Source organism: Streptomyces sp. NPDC044061 (assembly GCF_056434305.1).
The window spans coordinates 138,138-152,119 of record NZ_JBWKFL010000002.1 but is presented as its reverse complement, the minus strand read 5'-3'; the positions used below and the strand labels follow the sequence as shown (position 1 = coordinate 152,119).

General features: G+C 71.2%; 14 protein-coding genes. 8 read left to right on the top strand and 6 right to left on the bottom strand.

What is annotated here, in order from left to right; genetic code table 11:
• Positions 1–1,290, bottom strand: coding sequence for a serine/threonine-protein kinase (locus AC07CM_RS03170; RefSeq protein WP_478874592.1), 1,290 nt, complete (start codon positions 1,288–1,290; stop codon positions 1–3).
• A 911-nt stretch (positions 1,291–2,201) separates the two neighbouring features.
• Between AC07CM_RS03170 and AC07CM_RS03165 the strand changes: the two genes are divergently transcribed.
• The 4 genes from AC07CM_RS03165 to AC07CM_RS03150 all read left to right on the top strand — a co-directional run bounded on the left by AC07CM_RS03165 (position 2,202) and on the right by AC07CM_RS03150 (position 5,339).
• Entirely contained in the window at positions 2,202–2,678 is a 477-nt protein-coding gene (locus tag AC07CM_RS03165; RefSeq protein ID WP_478874591.1) for an ATP-binding protein, read from the top strand.
• 492 nt (positions 2,679–3,170) lie between these two features.
• Positions 3,171–3,500 (top strand): hypothetical protein, encoded by a 330-nt coding sequence (locus AC07CM_RS03160; protein WP_478874590.1) that lies wholly within the window; start codon positions 3,171–3,173, stop codon positions 3,498–3,500.
• Between the two features lie 151 nt (positions 3,501–3,651).
• Entirely contained in the window at positions 3,652–5,103 is a 1,452-nt protein-coding gene (locus AC07CM_RS03155; RefSeq protein ID WP_478874589.1) for an aldehyde dehydrogenase, read from the top strand.
• 2 nt (positions 5,104–5,105) lie between these two features.
• Entirely contained in the window at positions 5,106–5,339 is a 234-nt protein-coding gene (locus AC07CM_RS03150) for a ferredoxin (protein ID WP_478874588.1), read from the top strand.
• Between the two features lie 537 nt (positions 5,340–5,876).
• Here the strand turns inward: AC07CM_RS03150 and AC07CM_RS03145 are convergent.
• A complete protein-coding gene (locus AC07CM_RS03145) occupies positions 5,877–6,509 on the bottom strand; it encodes a TetR family transcriptional regulator (RefSeq protein WP_478874587.1) in 633 nt (210 codons plus the stop codon).
• 220 nt (positions 6,510–6,729) lie between these two features.
• Between AC07CM_RS03145 and AC07CM_RS03140 the strand changes: the two genes are divergently transcribed.
• The 3 genes from AC07CM_RS03140 to AC07CM_RS03130 are packed head-to-tail and all read left to right on the top strand — an operon-like array spanning position 6,730 to position 9,955.
• Positions 6,730–8,142 (top strand): glycosyltransferase family 4 protein, encoded by a 1,413-nt coding sequence (locus tag AC07CM_RS03140; RefSeq protein ID WP_478874586.1) that lies wholly within the window; start codon positions 6,730–6,732, stop codon positions 8,140–8,142.
• Positions 8,136–8,888 carry a class I SAM-dependent methyltransferase gene (locus AC07CM_RS03135; RefSeq protein ID WP_478874585.1) on the top strand — a complete coding sequence of 251 codons (753 nt, stop codon included), beginning with the start codon at positions 8,136–8,138 and terminating at the stop codon, positions 8,886–8,888. Before AC07CM_RS03140 ends, AC07CM_RS03135 begins: the two co-directional genes overlap by 7 nt.
• Positions 8,885–9,955: a prenyltransferase gene (locus tag AC07CM_RS03130; protein WP_478874584.1), complete on the top strand. Its 1,071-nt coding sequence runs from the start codon at positions 8,885–8,887 to the stop codon at positions 9,953–9,955. Before AC07CM_RS03135 ends, AC07CM_RS03130 begins: the two co-directional genes overlap by 4 nt.
• 4 nt (positions 9,956–9,959) lie before the next feature.
• On the opposite strand, the gene AC07CM_RS03125 is transcribed toward AC07CM_RS03130, so the two are convergent.
• Positions 9,960–10,250, bottom strand: a complete 291-nt coding sequence (locus AC07CM_RS03125; RefSeq protein ID WP_478874583.1) for a hypothetical protein — start codon at positions 10,248–10,250, stop codon at positions 9,960–9,962.
• Between the two features lie 137 nt (positions 10,251–10,387).
• On the opposite strand from AC07CM_RS03125, the gene AC07CM_RS03120 reads away from it, so the two are divergent.
• Complete coding sequence (locus AC07CM_RS03120; protein ID WP_478874582.1) at positions 10,388–10,963, top strand: hypothetical protein; 576 nt, start codon at positions 10,388–10,390, stop codon at positions 10,961–10,963.
• On the opposite strand, the gene AC07CM_RS03115 is transcribed toward AC07CM_RS03120, so the two are convergent.
• The 3 genes from AC07CM_RS03115 to AC07CM_RS03105 all read right to left on the bottom strand — a co-directional run bounded on the left by AC07CM_RS03115 (position 10,960) and on the right by AC07CM_RS03105 (position 13,955).
• On the bottom strand, positions 10,960–11,970 hold the full coding sequence (locus AC07CM_RS03115; RefSeq protein WP_478874581.1) for an LLM class F420-dependent oxidoreductase: 1,011 nt from the start codon (positions 11,968–11,970) through the stop codon (positions 10,960–10,962). The genes AC07CM_RS03120 and AC07CM_RS03115 overlap by 4 nt on opposite strands.
• A 106-nt stretch (positions 11,971–12,076) precedes the next feature.
• The gene (locus AC07CM_RS03110; RefSeq protein WP_478874580.1) at positions 12,077–12,904 is read right to left on the bottom strand and encodes a DUF5336 domain-containing protein; all 828 of its coding nucleotides are present in this window, start codon (positions 12,902–12,904) and stop codon (positions 12,077–12,079) included.
• Positions 12,905–12,989: 85 nt separating this feature from the next.
• Positions 12,990–13,955 (bottom strand): N-acetylmuramoyl-L-alanine amidase, encoded by a 966-nt coding sequence (locus AC07CM_RS03105; RefSeq protein WP_478874579.1) that lies wholly within the window; start codon positions 13,953–13,955, stop codon positions 12,990–12,992.
• Between the last annotated feature and the right edge of the window lie 27 nt (positions 13,956–13,982).

Sequence of the window (13,982 nt, the reverse complement as noted above, 5' to 3'; positions counted from 1 at the left end):
TCATCGTTGACCGCTCCCGGGCGGCCCAGGCACGGCCCGGGCTGTGCCCGCTGGGCTCGCGTGGGAGTGCCGTCCCTTGCCCATTCCGCCGCCGTGCTTGTCCTGGCTTTCGTGGTCCTGGCTGTCACCATGTCCTCGCGCGGGCGGTGCCGTAACGGTCGGCGAGGCAGGAGGCGCGGTCGGTGGCGGTGTCGCGGTTACGGGCATGGAGGTGACCGTCGCCGCGGTGGGAGAAGACGGCGACGAGGGGGTGTCGTCGCCGGAATTCATCGATGCTCCTAGGGCTGCCGCCGCAGCGGCAAGGGCCAGCCCCATACCGCCGAGAGTTGCTTGGGTGGCCAGTTTGCGGCTGCCTCGCGGACGGGAGTGCGCCGCGCTCCGGGAGTCACGGGTCTGTGGGGCCGGAGCAGGAATGGTGTGCGGTGTCGGCCTGGTGGCAGTGCTGCCCGGCGCGGTCATGGTCGGCGTTCGGCGGTACGCGGTGAGCCAGACGGCTGCCTGCTCAGCGGTGGGACGGTGAGCCGAGTCCTTGTCGAGCAGGCGCAGCACGTAGTCGGAGAGTGGCTGCGGAATCCCGGGGCGCAGTCGGGCGGGCGGCGGTGGGGTGGCGTCGACGTGCTGCTGCACCACGGCCAGCGAGGTGGCACCGCGGAACGGGGGCCTGCCGGTGAGCAGTTCGTACAGCACGCAGCCGAGGGAGTAGACGTCGGAGGCGGGCTGGGCGGGGCGGCCGAGGGCGCGTTCGGGGGCGAGGTAGTCGGCGGTGCCGAGGATCTTGCCGGTGGCCGTCAGAGCACTGGCCGCCTCATCGGCGAAGCGGGCGATCCCGAAGTCCGCGATCTTCGCCGTGCGGTCGCCGGTCAGCATCACGTTGGCGGGCTTGACGTCCCGGTGGATCACTCCCTGCCGGTGCGCCGCGGCCAGACCGGCGGCCGCTTGGGCGGCGACGGCTGCCGCGTCCTGGGGGTTCAGGGCACCGCGCAGGGACCGATCCTGGGCGAGGCTCCAGCCGTCGACGAGTTCCATGACCAGGTAGAGCTGGCCGTGGTGGGAGCCGAAGTCGTACATGCCGACGACGTTGGGGTGGTTGAGCCGGCCTGCCGTCCGTGCCTCCAGGCGGAAGCGTTCGGCGTCCGCGGCTTCCTCGGTCCGCAGCAGTTTGACCGCCACAGGTCGCCCGAGAAGCTGGTCGGCGGCTCGCCAGACCTCTCCCATCGCGCCGCGCCCCAGCCGTTCCTGCAACTGATAGCGGTCCGCCAGCAGCCCCTGCACACACACCTCGATCGTCACGACGTTCGTACTTCCGGGAGACCTGAACCTCAGGCGGGTGGCCAGGCGACTGGGACTCCCTGCCGCGCCGGCCGGCCCTCGCCAGGGCCGCTTATGGGGCAGGCAGGCGACGGGGGGACGCACCTGCCTGCCCCGTGTACGCGGCTGTTCGCTCAAGGGGGGGGCGAGCGAGCACCACGGGACCCCTGGGTCCTGGGTCCACCCGTTACAGCGCGCGAGAGTCCGGCGGTGTCACATCCCGTGCATCCGCCGGCGCCCTCGCGGCGGTTGTCCGGGGCGTAGGGCAACCACAGTGGGCACCGCGGGCGGGTCCCGAACGGATCTGCGTGGTCTGGGATACCCGGGGGTCAAAGGCGGTTGCACGCAGCGCAGTCCTGGTTTCGGGAGAGGTGGTGGGGTGCTGCGAGCAGGGGCAGACCCGGTTACGGGGGGAACCGAGCCTGCCCCTGCACGTCGGCGCCCGTATACCTCCCCCCGGAGGAAGAGCGCCATGACCTCGCCCGGGGTCACTTCGATCAGCGCACGGCCCGACAGGAGTGTCACGGGAGAACGGGGATGGTTGCGAGACCAGCACCCTCATGGAGGTGCGCACTTGCAGCCGACACGGATCGATCACCAATCCCACATGCCGACCTCGGGTCTGGGATACGCAGCCAGAGGCCAGACGGCGTACATGGCCCGGACCGGCGGGGTTTCGCGTGATCGCCGGGATCCTGGCGATCGTCGCGATCGCGACTCGTCTCCTTCAGCCGACGCACGGCTGAAGGCTTGGAACTGCACGGCAGAAGACAGGAGCCGTACTGCACGCGGGGCCTCGTCCAACTTCTCAGCCCTGCATGAGGACTGGTGTGACGATTCGGGGGTAGCCGGTCCGGACGATCGGCGGCGCTTCGGACCATGAGGCAGACGGTATGGACCTCCCTGAGCAAGACGATGGTCTGCAGCCGCTCGCAGAGCGTCCGATCTCGGTGTCCGCCGCGTTCGAAGGCAGTGAGGAGATCGCCGAGGCCCGCGACCTGTCCCGGTCGTTTCTCGCCGACCTGCAGGCGGTCCATGCGATGACGGTGTCCGCTCGCGTGAAAGGCATTGTCCAGCTGGTCGTGAGCGAGCTGGTGACCAACTCCCGCAAATACGCTCCGGGGCCGTGCCTGCTGACGCTGGAGGCCGCGGACGGCGCCGTCGAGGTGACGGTGTGGGACAGCGAACCCCGGCTGCCCGCAGCCCGGGCCACCGACCCGAACAGAGTGGGTCAGCACGGGCTGGAAATCGTGATGGCGGTCTGCCGGAGCTTCGAGATGCATCGCGAGCCAGTGGGCAAACGGATCAAGGTAGCCGTGGTGCTGGCCGACGCTCCCGTCGGGGACGTCGCCGACCAGCAGGTCGGATGAGTCACCTGCCGGACCCAGGGTGCTGGCGATGTCCGCTGCGGTACAGCAGCGAAGTACGGCAACCCCACCGACCGCCAGCAGCTGGCCCGGGACCTGGCCACAGGATGGCCACGAGACGCTCGAACGGCCTCCCGGCGTCCTTCCCGAGCCCGATCCGGGTTTCACCCTGCGGGTCTGCACGCACCTCATGCCGAGCAGCGAGAGCAGCACGCGAAGGGCGGTCGACGCCATGTACGGGGCCGCCGGGGAAGGCAACGACGGCCCACAGACGGCCCACGTGACATGACGGCACCCGGGCCGGCGGTAAATCCGCTGGTCCGGGAGCGCTCGGTGTCGACCATTGTCCCCCATGACCAGAACCGATGACACGTCAGATTACGCGTCGAAGCCTGGGGTGAAGGTGACCGCGTGGGCCGATTACCCACGAGTTGCGTCATGCTTTCAGCCTATTAGAGTGGACATATTCCATATGAGCGTATTTGGGGAGAGCTCATGCAGCGAAGGACTATCAAGAGGGCCGCTGCCCTCAGCTCCGTTCTGGTGGCGGCCGGTGTCGCCCTCATGCCGTTGAGCGTTCAGCCGGCATTCGCGTCTTCTCCCGCAACGCACGTGAGCTCCGCGACGGTTCTGCCGGGGCAGAACCACTATCGGCAGGGCTTCCGGCAGGGCTTCCGCGACGGCTTCTCCGACGCGCGTTCCGACTGTGACCGCGACGGCTACGGATCGAACTACGCGAGCGGCCACGACTCCTCGTGGGCGCACGGTTACGTCGACGGCTACAACCAGGGCTACAACTCGGCCTACAACCGGTACTGCAGCTGAGGCCGGCCGAACTCGCCGCGATCAGGGCCGCACCGGCGGAGAACCGCTGGTGCGGCCCTGATCGGTGCCGACCATTGCCCCCTGTAACTAGAACTGATATCAGTTCTGAAACAGCGTCAGAAACAGGCGGTGCGGCGGGAGGCAGTCGGCCATGACCGAGCTCGTGGAACACGGACAGCTGTTCATCGGCGGGGAGTTGACCGACCCCCTGGGCGAGGAGGTCATCGAGGTCGTCTCCCCGCACACCGAGGAGGTCATCGGCCGGGTGCCGCACGCCTGCCGGGAGGACGTCGACCGGGCGGTGGCCGTGGCGCGCCGCGCCTTCGACGAGGGGCCCTGGCCGCGGGCCACGCCGGAGGAACGGATCGAGGTCGTCGCCCGGATCAAGGACGGCATCGCCGCGCGGCACGAGGAGATCGCCCGGGTGATCTCCGCCGAGAACGGCTCCCCGTACTCCTGGAGCGTGCTCGCCCAGGCGCTCGGCGCGATGATGGTCTGGGACGCGGCGATCGGGGTCGCGCGCGGTTTCACCCACGAGGAGCGCCGCGCCGGAGTGCTCGGCCCGATCCTCGTCCGGCGCGAACCGGTCGGTGTGGTCGCCGCCGTCGTCCCGTGGAACGTGCCGCAGTTCGTCGCGGCAGCCAAGCTGGCCCCCGCGCTCCTGTCCGGCTGCACGGTGGTGCTCAAGCCGTCCCCGGAGTCCCCGCTGGACGCGTACCTGCTCGGCGAGATCGCGCGCGAGGCCGGCCTGCCCGAGGGCGTGCTGTCGATCCTCCCCGCCGACCGCGAGGTCAGCGAGTACCTGGTCGGGCACCCCGGCATCGACAAGGTCTCCTTCACCGGCTCGGTCGCGGCCGGCAGGCGGGTGATGGAGGTGGCCGCCCGCAACCTCACCCGGGTCACGCTGGAGCTGGGCGGCAAGTCGGCGGCGGTCGTGCTGCCGGACGCGGACCTCCAGGCGGCCGTGTCGGGGATCGTCCCGGCGGCGTGGATGAACAACGGTCAGGCGTGTGTCGCCCAGACCCGGATCCTCGTACCGCGTGCCCGCTACGACGAGTTCGCGGACGCCTTCGCGCAGGCGGCGAGCGCCCTGAAGGTCGGCGACCCGCTGGACCCGGCCACCCAGGTCGGCCCGTTGGTCGCCCGGCGGCAGCAGCAACGCAACCTCGACTACATCCGGATCGGCCAGGAGGAGGGCGCCAAGATCCTCACCGGCGGCGGCCGCCCGGCCGGGCTGGACAAGGGCTGGTACGTGGAGCCCACGCTCTTCGGCGGCGTCGACAACGCCATGCGGATCGCCCGCGAGGAGATCTTCGGCCCGGTGATCTGCCTCCTGCCCTACGGCGACGAAGAGGAAGCGGTGAAGATCGCCAACGACTCGGACTACGGCCTGTCCGGCAGCGTGTGGACGGCCGACGTCGAGCACGGCATCGAGGTCGCCCGCCGGGTCCGTACCGGCACCTACAACGTCAACACCTTCAGCCTCGACATGCTCGGCCCGTTCGGCGGTTACAAGAACTCGGGCCTGGGCCGGGAGTTCGGTCCCGAGGGCTACGGCGAGTACCTCGAGCACAAGATGATCCACCTGCCGGCGGGGGCCTAGGCATGGGCGACCGCTGGCACCTCGAGGTCGACCGGTCCGTGTGCATCGGCTCGGCCCAGTGCCTCCACCACGCCCCGGACGGCTTCCGCCTCGACTCGGCACGCCAGTCCCACCCCGTGGAACCGGACGCCGACGCGAGCGAACAGCTCCTCGAGGCGGCAGAGAGCTGCCCGGTGGAGGCCATCACGATCACGCTGCTGGGCAGCCGGGAGTCGGTGTTCCCGCCCGAGGAGTAGGGCCTTTCTTCCGGATCTGGCCGGCTCGGAGCGGCGGCGCCTGCTGTCCGCCCCGAGCGGGGTCTGGTGGGTGCAGCTGCAAGGCGGAGGAGTGCGTCGACGCGATGGGGGTGCCCCCGCGCGAGTGAAGCCGAGCGTGGGGGAGTCGGCAACCGACGACAACGCGGCGGATGTGCGTGCCAGACCCCGCGCCCCCGGCGAGATCCGAAAGGGAGGCCCTGGGGGCGGCGCGCGCGGCGCGTCCTCGGGATGGGCGAAAAATTTCCCATTTGGTGGGTTCCGTCAGCCTCGCGAGGATTATCCTGGTATCAGCCTACGAGGCGAGTGAGGGAGTCCGACCGGAGTAGCCGATTTCGGCGTGACGCGTCATGCATCCGCCGGTACCGACAGCGACGGTAGGGCTGAGAGGCCGGAAGGCAGCAGTCAGGCCGGAAAGCGACCCCCATCACCTGATCCGGACCATGCCGGCGAAGGGAACCCGTCTCGTAGGTCTTGTCGTGCCCGCCCCGCCCCCGGCGTGCCCGTGTCACCGCCGGGTCAGCGCCCGGACCCCGGTTCGGTCAGGTCGATCAGGCGGCAGACCGTCTCGATGTCGATCTTCACCTGGGCGATGGATGCGCGGCCCGAGAGCCAGGTGACGAGGGCCGAGTGCCAGGTGTGCTCGATGACCCGGACCGCGGAGAGCTGCTCGGGGCTCGGGTGCTCCTGCCCCATCGCGTCCAGGATGATCGCCGTGGTCTGCCGGGAGACCTGGTCGACCTCGGGGGAGACGCTGCGGTCGGCGAAGGTGAGGGCGCGGACCATCGCGTCGGCCAGGTGCGGCTCGCGCTGCAGTGCGCGGAAGGCGCGCATCAGGGTCTCCGCGACCCGCTCGGCCGCCGTGTCGCCCGTCGGGGGCTTCTTGCGCAGCGTGCCGTGCATGTGCTCGAGCTGGTCCTGCATGGTGGCGACCAGCAGATGCACCTTGGACGGGAAGTAGCGGTAGAGCGTGCCGAGGGCCACCTGGGAGGACTCGGCGACCTCGCGCATCTGAACGGCGTCGAAACCGCCCCGGCTGGCCAGCTGTGCGCTCGCGTGCAGGATCCGGCGGCGGCGGGCCGCCTGCCGCTCGGTCAGCGGCGCTGAAGGGGGCCGGACGCTACTGGCTTCCAGCTTGGATTCCGCAGGCATGGGTCCCGCTCCGTGACAGTCGGTGAGGGCATCTGTAGGGCACGTGATCATCCTGCACGGCGGGGGTCCGTGCCGTGGCGTGAATCACCTGATCCACTGCTCACAGGGCCCCTACCTGCCGGTAGATTCAGAGCCTCTTGAACGATCAAGTCTGGAACTTGTTCTAGATTAGCGTCCCGTCGTAGTCTCGCGGGACAGTGCAGGGAGAAGGGGGCCCAGAGTGACCGCTGAGGCCAGTCAGGCGGGTCCCCACCAGGACCTCGCCGCCGACGGCGAGCGACCGCTCCACATCGCGCTTCTCACCTATAAAGGGAACCCGTTCTGCGGCGGCCAGGGCGTGTACGTACGGCACCTCTCCCGCGAGCTGGCCCGCCTCGGCCACCGGGTCGAGGTCATCGGCTCACAGCCCTATCCCGTCCTCGACGAGGGGTACCCCCAGCTCACCCTGACCGAGCTGCCCAGCCTCGACCTCTACCGCCAGCCCGACCCCTTCCGCACCCCCGGGCGGGACGAGTACCGCGACTGGATCGACGCCCTCGAGGTCGCCACCATGTGGACCGGAGGCTTCCCCGAGCCGCTCACGTTCTCCCTGCGCGCCCGCCGCCATCTGCGGTCCAGAAGCGGCGAGTTCGACGTCGTCCACGACAACCAGACGCTCGGCTACGGTCTGCTGGGCGACATCGGCGTCCCCCTGGTCACCACCATCCACCACCCCATCACCGTCGACCGGCAGCTGGAGCTGGACGCGGCCGAGGGCTGGCAGCGCCGCTACTCCGTGCGGCGCTGGTACGCCTTCACCCGCATGCAGAAGCGCGTCGCCCGCCGCCTGCCCTCGGTGCTCACCGTCTCCGGCAGCTCCCGCCAGGAGATCGTGGACCACCTCGGCGTCCGCGCCGACCGCGTCCACGTGGTCCACATCGGCGCCGACACCGACCTCTTCGCGCCGAATCCGGCGGTGCCCGAGGTGCCCGGCCGGATCGTCACCACCTCCAGCGCCGACGTGCCCCTCAAGGGCCTGGTCTTCCTCGTCGAGGCGCTCGCCAAGGTGCGCACCGAGCACCCGGCCGCCCACCTCGTCGTGGTCGGCAAGCGCCCTCAGGAGGGCCCGGTCGCCCAGGCGATCGAACGCTACGGTCTCGAAGGCGCCGTCGAGTTCGTCAAGGGCATCTCCGACGCCGAACTGGTCGACCTGATCCGCTCGGCCGAGGTCGCCTGCGTGCCCTCCCTGTACGAGGGTTTCTCGCTGCCCGCCGCCGAGGCCATGGCCACCGGCACCCCGCTGGTCGCCACGACCGGCGGTGCCATCCCCGAGGTCGCCGGCCGCGACGGCGAGACCTGCCTGGCCGTGCCGCCCGGCGACGCGGGGGCGCTGGCCGCCGGGATCGGCCGCCTGCTGGGCGACCCGGACCTGCGCGTACGGCTCGGCACGGCGGGCCGGGCACGGGTGCTCGAGCGGTTCACCTGGGCCCGCGCCGCCGAGGGGACCGTGGCCCGCTACCGCGAAGCCATCGCCCGCCGCCAAAGCACCGGAAGCGTCCCGGCGGGCCCGGCGGTCGCCCCGGCAGCCGTACTCGAAGAACCACTCGCCTCCGAACGCGAAACCTCCGACCGCGAAAGCAGGGCCACGTGCTGACCGTCGACTTCTCCCGGTTCCCGGTCGCCCCGGGCGACCGTGTCCTGGACCTCGGCTGCGGGGCCGGCCGGCACGCCTTCGAGTGCTACCGGCGCGGCGCGCAGGTCGTGGCCCTCGACCAGAACGCCGGGGAGATCCGCGAGGTCGCCAAGTGGTTCGCCGCGATGAAGGAGGCCGGCGAGGCCCCCGCCGGCGCGAGCGCGACCGCGATGGAGGGCGACGCCCTCGCACTGCCCTTCCCCGACGAGTCCTTCGACGTCGTCATCATCTCCGAGGTGATGGAGCACATCCCCGACGACAAGGGCGTACTCGCCGAGATGGTGCGCGTGCTGCGGCCGGGCGGGCGGATCGCCGTCACCGTGCCGCGCTACGGCCCCGAGAAGGTCTGCTGGGCGCTGTCCGACGCCTACCACGAGGTCGAGGGCGGCCACATCCGCATCTACAAGGCCGACGAGCTGCTGGCCAAGGTCCGCGAGGCGGGACTGAGGCCGTACGGCACCCACCACGCCCACGCCCTGCACTCGCCCTACTGGTGGCTGAAGTGCGCGTTCGGCGTCGACAACGACAAGGCGCTGCCGGTGCGGGCGTACCACAAGCTGCTGGTCTGGGACATCATGAAGAAGCCGCTGGCCACCCGGGTCGCCGAGCAGGCGCTCAACCCGGTCATCGGCAAGAGCTTCGTGGTCTACGCGACCAAGCCCCACCTGCCCCGGCTCGCCGAGACGGACGGGGCGGACGCCAAGTGACCACCCCCCGGACAGAACACCTGGTCCTGCCCGGGGTCCTCACCGCCGAGCAGGCTGCCGCGACCGTCCGCGGCATCCTCGCCGTGCAGCGGGAGGACGGCGCGATCCCGTGGTTCCGCGGACACCACCTGGACCCCTGGGACCACACCGAGGCCGCCATGGCCCTGGACGCGGCCGGCGAACACGAGGCCGCCGAGCGGGCGTACACCTGGCTCGCCACGCACCAGATCGAGGACGGCTCCTGGCACGCCGCCTACGCCGACGGCGCCCACGACGACGTCACCGACCGCGCCCGCGAGTCGAACTTCGTCGCCTACATAGCCGTGGGCGTCTGGCACCACTACCTGTCCACCGGCGACGACACGTTCCTGGACAGCATGTGGCCCACCGTCTACGCGGCCACGGAGTGGGTGCTGCGGCTGCAGCAGCCGGGCGGCCAGATCGGCTGGCGCCGCGAGGACGACGGCACCCCGACGGCCGACGCGCTGCTCACCGGCAGCTCCTCCGTCCACCACGCCCTGCGCTGCGCGCTCGCCATCGCCGAGCAGCGCGAAGAGCCGCAGCCGGACTGGGAGTTGGCGGCCGGAGCACTCCGGCACGCGATCCGCCGGCACCCCGAGCGCTTCCTCGACAAGGACCGCTACTCGATGGACTGGTACTACCCGGTCCTCGGCGGTGCGCTGACCGGCGCGGAGGCCAAGTCGCGCATCGAGGCCGACTGGGACCGCTTCGTCGTCCCCGGTCTCGGCGTACGCTGCGTCGTGCCCAACCCCTGGGTGACCGGCGGCGAGTCCGCCGAACTCGCCCTGGCACTGTGGGCGATGGGCGAGTCCGACCGCTCCCTGGAGATCCTCCAGTCCATCCAGCACCTGCGCGACCCGGAGACCGGCCTGTACTGGACGGGCTACGTCTTCGAGGACGACGCGATCTGGCCCCGCGAACTCACCACCTGGACGGCGGGTTCCCTCCTGCTCGCCGTCGCCGCCCTCGGCGGCCACGACGCCACCTGCGCGGTCTTCGGTGGAGAGCACCTGCCGTCCGGGCTGGACCCCGACTGCTGCGACTGAGAACTCAGTGCCGGTGCATCCGGTTGGCGATGGCGTGGCCCACGAACAGGTAGACCACGGCGGCGAGGCCGTATCCGGCGACCACCCGGGCCCACGCCTCGTCGAACGTGAAGAGGTCGTGGGACCAGCCGGCCAGCCAGGCGGCGGCGTCATGGACGAACTGGACCAGGCTGTTCGCCCGGTTCGCGTCCAGCAGGTACATCAGAATCCACAGGCCGAGGATGAGGGCCATGATGTCGGCGACGACCGCTACGACCGTCCCGGCCTGATTCGCGCCAGTGCGATATCGAGACATGTCCTTCGGATTGCCGCTTCCGCAGCGGTGAAACAAGGCCGGGCACCCGGACGGAGCCGCCCGGGTGGCGCACACCCGCCGCCCGGGTGAGGCTTCCGGAGGAATCACCCGCTCGGGGACAACGTCCGGAGGACCCCGTGCCCGTACCGATACGGCGCCTCTGCGTGGCGCTCACCGTGTGCTGCGCCCTGTTGGCCGGCTCCACCGCCTGCGGTAGCAGCGAGAAGACCACCAGTACGAAGGCGGCCGCCTCGACGGTGGCCGCCGCCGACGAACAGGCCACCCCCAGCCCGAGCACGTCCGCCGAGCGCCAGAAGTTCGCCAAGACCCGCTTCGTGGCGAACGCCGGCCTCGCCGCCGGCGCCACCTACCAGTGGATCGTGAAGCCCTGGAAGGCGGGCAAGTTCAAGAAGGGCGCCAAGGGCCGCACGACCACCCTGATCAAGGCCGGCCTCGCCGGAGCCTTCGCCTACAACCGGCTGAAGGCGGCCCAGAAGAACGCCCAGGGCGACCCGCTGCTCACCAAGGCGCTCGCACCGCTCACCGCCGGTATCGCGGGCCTGAAGAGCCTGCCGGCCCAGCTGCGCAAGGGCGACGGGGACGCGGCCGGCTCCTTCGAGGACATCATCGGCAAGGTCAAGGACGCGGGCAAGAGCGCCGGCGCCCCGGTCAAGGACCAGGTGCCCTCGGCCTCCCAGCTGTCCGGTGGCTAGGCGTTCAGCTCCGCCAGCACCCTGAGGGTGTGCGGGTCCGGTGACAGGGCCAGCAGGTCCGTCACCGGGCCCTTGCGCCACAACTCCAGCCGTTCCGCGATGCGTTCGCGCGGACCGACCAGGGAGATCTCGTCGGCGAAAGCGTCCGGCACGGCCAGTACGGCCTCCTCGCGCCGCCCCGCCAGGAACAGCTCCTGGATCCGCCGGGCCTCCTCCTCGTATCCCATACGGGCCATGAGGTCGGCGTGGAAGTTGCGGGCCGCGTGCCCCATCCCGCCGATGTAGAAGCCGAGCATGGCCTTCACCGGCAGCAGACCCTCGGCCACGTCGTCGCACACCTTCACCCGGGTGAGCGGCGCCACCAGGAACCCCTCGGGCAACTCGCGCACCGCGTCCCCGTACACCTCGGGCCGGCTCGGCGCCCAGTACAGCGGCAGCCAGCCGTCAGCGATCCGGACCGTCTGGGCGACGTTCTTCGGGCCCTCCGCGCCGAGCAGGACGGGCAGGTCGCCGCGGAGGGGATGGGTGATCGGCTTGAGCGGCTTGCCCAACCCCGTGGCGTCCGGCCCCCGGTAGGGGAGGGGGTGGAAACGCCCGCCCGACTCGACCGGCGCTTCCCGCCGCAGCACCTGCCGTACGACGTCCACGTACTCCCGGGTCGCGGTCAGCGGGGACTTCGGGAACGGGCGGCCGTACCAGCCCTCCACCACCTGCGGCCCGGAAAGCCCGAGCCCCAGCAGCACGCGCCCGCCGGAGAGATGGTCCAGGGTGAGCGCGTGCATCGCGGTGGCGGTCGGCGTGCGCGCCGCCATCTGCGCAACGCCCGTGCCCAGCTTGATCCTCGACGTCTGCGCGGCGATCCAGGTCAGCGGGGTGAAGCAGTCCGAGCCCCAGGACTCGGCCGTCCACACGGAGTGGTACCCGAGCCGCTCCGCCTCGCGGGCCAGCGGCACATGACCGGCGTCCGGGCCGCGTCCCCAGTAGCCGAGTGCGAGACCGAGCCGCATTCTCCGCCTCCTGACGAGCTGTCAGATACTCCCCGCCGGGCGACTGTACGGCAACGGCCCCCCGCCCGGAAGGGTGAGGGGCCGTGCGCGACGGTGCGGGTGCGGTTCAGCCGCGCTGGATCCCGGAGGTGTCCTGCAGCACGCCACGGCGGCCGTCCTGCGTCTGCGCCACCAGCGCGCCACCGCGCTGCTCGACGGCCAAGTACCAGGTGCCCGGCGCCAGTTCGGCGATCGGCGTCGGCGAGCCGTCCTCCGAGAACAGCGGCCGCGTCACCGGCACGGCGAACCAGAACGGCGAGAAGTCCCCGGCGGCCGGCTGCGGCCCCGGAGCGGCGGCCTGCGGGGCCGGCTGCTGCTGCCCGAACGGCTGACCCGGCTGCGGCTGGGCGCCGTACGGCTGCTGCGGCTGGGCACCCGGGTAGCCGTAACCACCGGGCGGCTGGGCGCCGTAGGGCTGCGGGGCGGCCGGCTTGGGGGCCGGGATCAGGCCGGCCTGCAGGGCGGGGACGAGGGGGGTGGCGATGGCGGCGGCCGCCATGACCAGGGTGGCGACGAGGGCCAGGATCAGGCCCGTGCCGGCGCTCGGGCCGTCGCCGGAGCCACTGACGTTGTTCGCGCCGCCGGACGGGTCGATGACGTTGCCGAGAGCGCTCCACGCGGCGAACACCGTGAAGGCGACGCCGAACTGCCCGAGGTCCAGCCCCGCGACCTTGCGCGGCTCCGGCAGGGCCCGGGCGACGACTACGAGCGCGGCGCCGATGATCCCCGCCAGGACGACGCCGAGCAGAACCGGTCCGCTTTCCCAGAGGTTCGGGAGGTCGAAGTCGTCCGGCGCGCCGTCCACGGAGTAGTTGTCGAGGAACGACGCGATGAACAGCAACACCGCTGCTCCGATCACCACGCCGTCGCCTCTAGTGAGGGAGCGGATATTCACTTCAAGGGTCCTTCGTGAGTCGTCTCGTCGTCGGTAGACACTATCGTCCGCAAGATCGGGCTGTCCGCCCGGTTGCGCCCGACGGTCACGACTCGCGCAGGAAACTCACGATTCCCTCAGAGATCCCCTGCGCGGCCTTCTGCCGCCAGGCGCCGCTGGTCAGCAGTGCCGCGTCCTTGCTATCGCGCATGTTGCCGCACTCGATGAAGACCTTGGGAACCGTTGACAGATTGAGACCGCCCAGGTCCTGACGTGTGACGAGACCGGTACCGTCGCCGACGTAGTTGGAGGGTGGTTCGCCGGTGACGCGGAGGAACTTGCCCGCGACGCGCTCGCCGAGGTCGCGGGAGGAGGCGACGATGGGGCGGGTGTCGGCGCTGCCGGCGTGCACGGACGCCGGCAGGATGACGTGGAATCCGCGGTCGCCCTCGGCCGAGCCGTCGGCGTGGATGGAGATGGCGGCGTCCGCTCGCGCCGTGTTCCCGATCCGCGCCCGCTCGTCGACGCACGGTCCCCAGGGCGGGGAGTCGCCGTCGTGCGTCAACTTCACCGTGGCGCCCTCCTGTTCCAGGAGCGCGCGCAGCCGGTGGGCCACGTCCAGCGTGAACCGGGCCTCCGTGTAACCCGCGTTGGTGGACGTGCCGGTGGTGTCGCACTCCTTCTTGTTCGTGCCGATGTCCACCTGGCGGTTGATCTCGGCGGTGTGCCGGAAGTTGCCGGGGTTGTGCCCCGGGTCGATGACGATCACCTTGCCCTTGAGGGAGCCCGAGGCGGCGGCCGAGGTGGTGTGCGTCGGGCTCGGCTGCTTGGCGTCGTTGGCGGGCGTGCCCGTTCCCTTGGCCGCGGCCGACGGCGAGGACGCGTGGGAGGAGGACACGGAGGGCGAGGGGGTGCCCGCGGCCCCGGAGGAACCGCTGGAGCCGCCCACCGCCTCGTACACCAGCCAGCCGAGCAGCGCGCCGGGCACCAGCGCGGCGAGCGCGACGGTCAGCGGCCCGCGCCGGGGCCGGCGCGGCTGCGGGGGATCGAAGTCCGGGCCTACGTACGACACGCCTGCCACCCTAGCGGCCGCCCAGGG

Bases quoted from the DNA above. Each gene is read 5' to 3' on its own strand.
- AC07CM_RS03165 (WP_478874591.1), top strand. From the start codon at position 2,202: ATGGACCTCCCTGAGCAAGACGATGGTCTGCAGCCGCTCGCAGAGCGT.
- AC07CM_RS03160 (WP_478874590.1), top strand. From the start codon at position 3,171: ATGCAGCGAAGGACTATCAAGAGGGCCGCTGCCCTCAGCTCCGTTCTG.
- AC07CM_RS03155 (WP_478874589.1), top strand. From the start codon at position 3,652: ATGACCGAGCTCGTGGAACACGGACAGCTGTTCATCGGCGGGGAGTTG.
- AC07CM_RS03150 (WP_478874588.1), top strand. From the start codon at position 5,106: ATGGGCGACCGCTGGCACCTCGAGGTCGACCGGTCCGTGTGCATCGGC.
- AC07CM_RS03145 (WP_478874587.1), bottom strand. From the start codon at position 6,509: ATGCCTGCGGAATCCAAGCTGGAAGCCAGTAGCGTCCGGCCCCCTTCA.
- AC07CM_RS03125 (WP_478874583.1), bottom strand. From the start codon at position 10,250: ATGTCTCGATATCGCACTGGCGCGAATCAGGCCGGGACGGTCGTAGCG.
- AC07CM_RS03115 (WP_478874581.1), bottom strand. From the start codon at position 11,970: ATGCGGCTCGGTCTCGCACTCGGCTACTGGGGACGCGGCCCGGACGCC.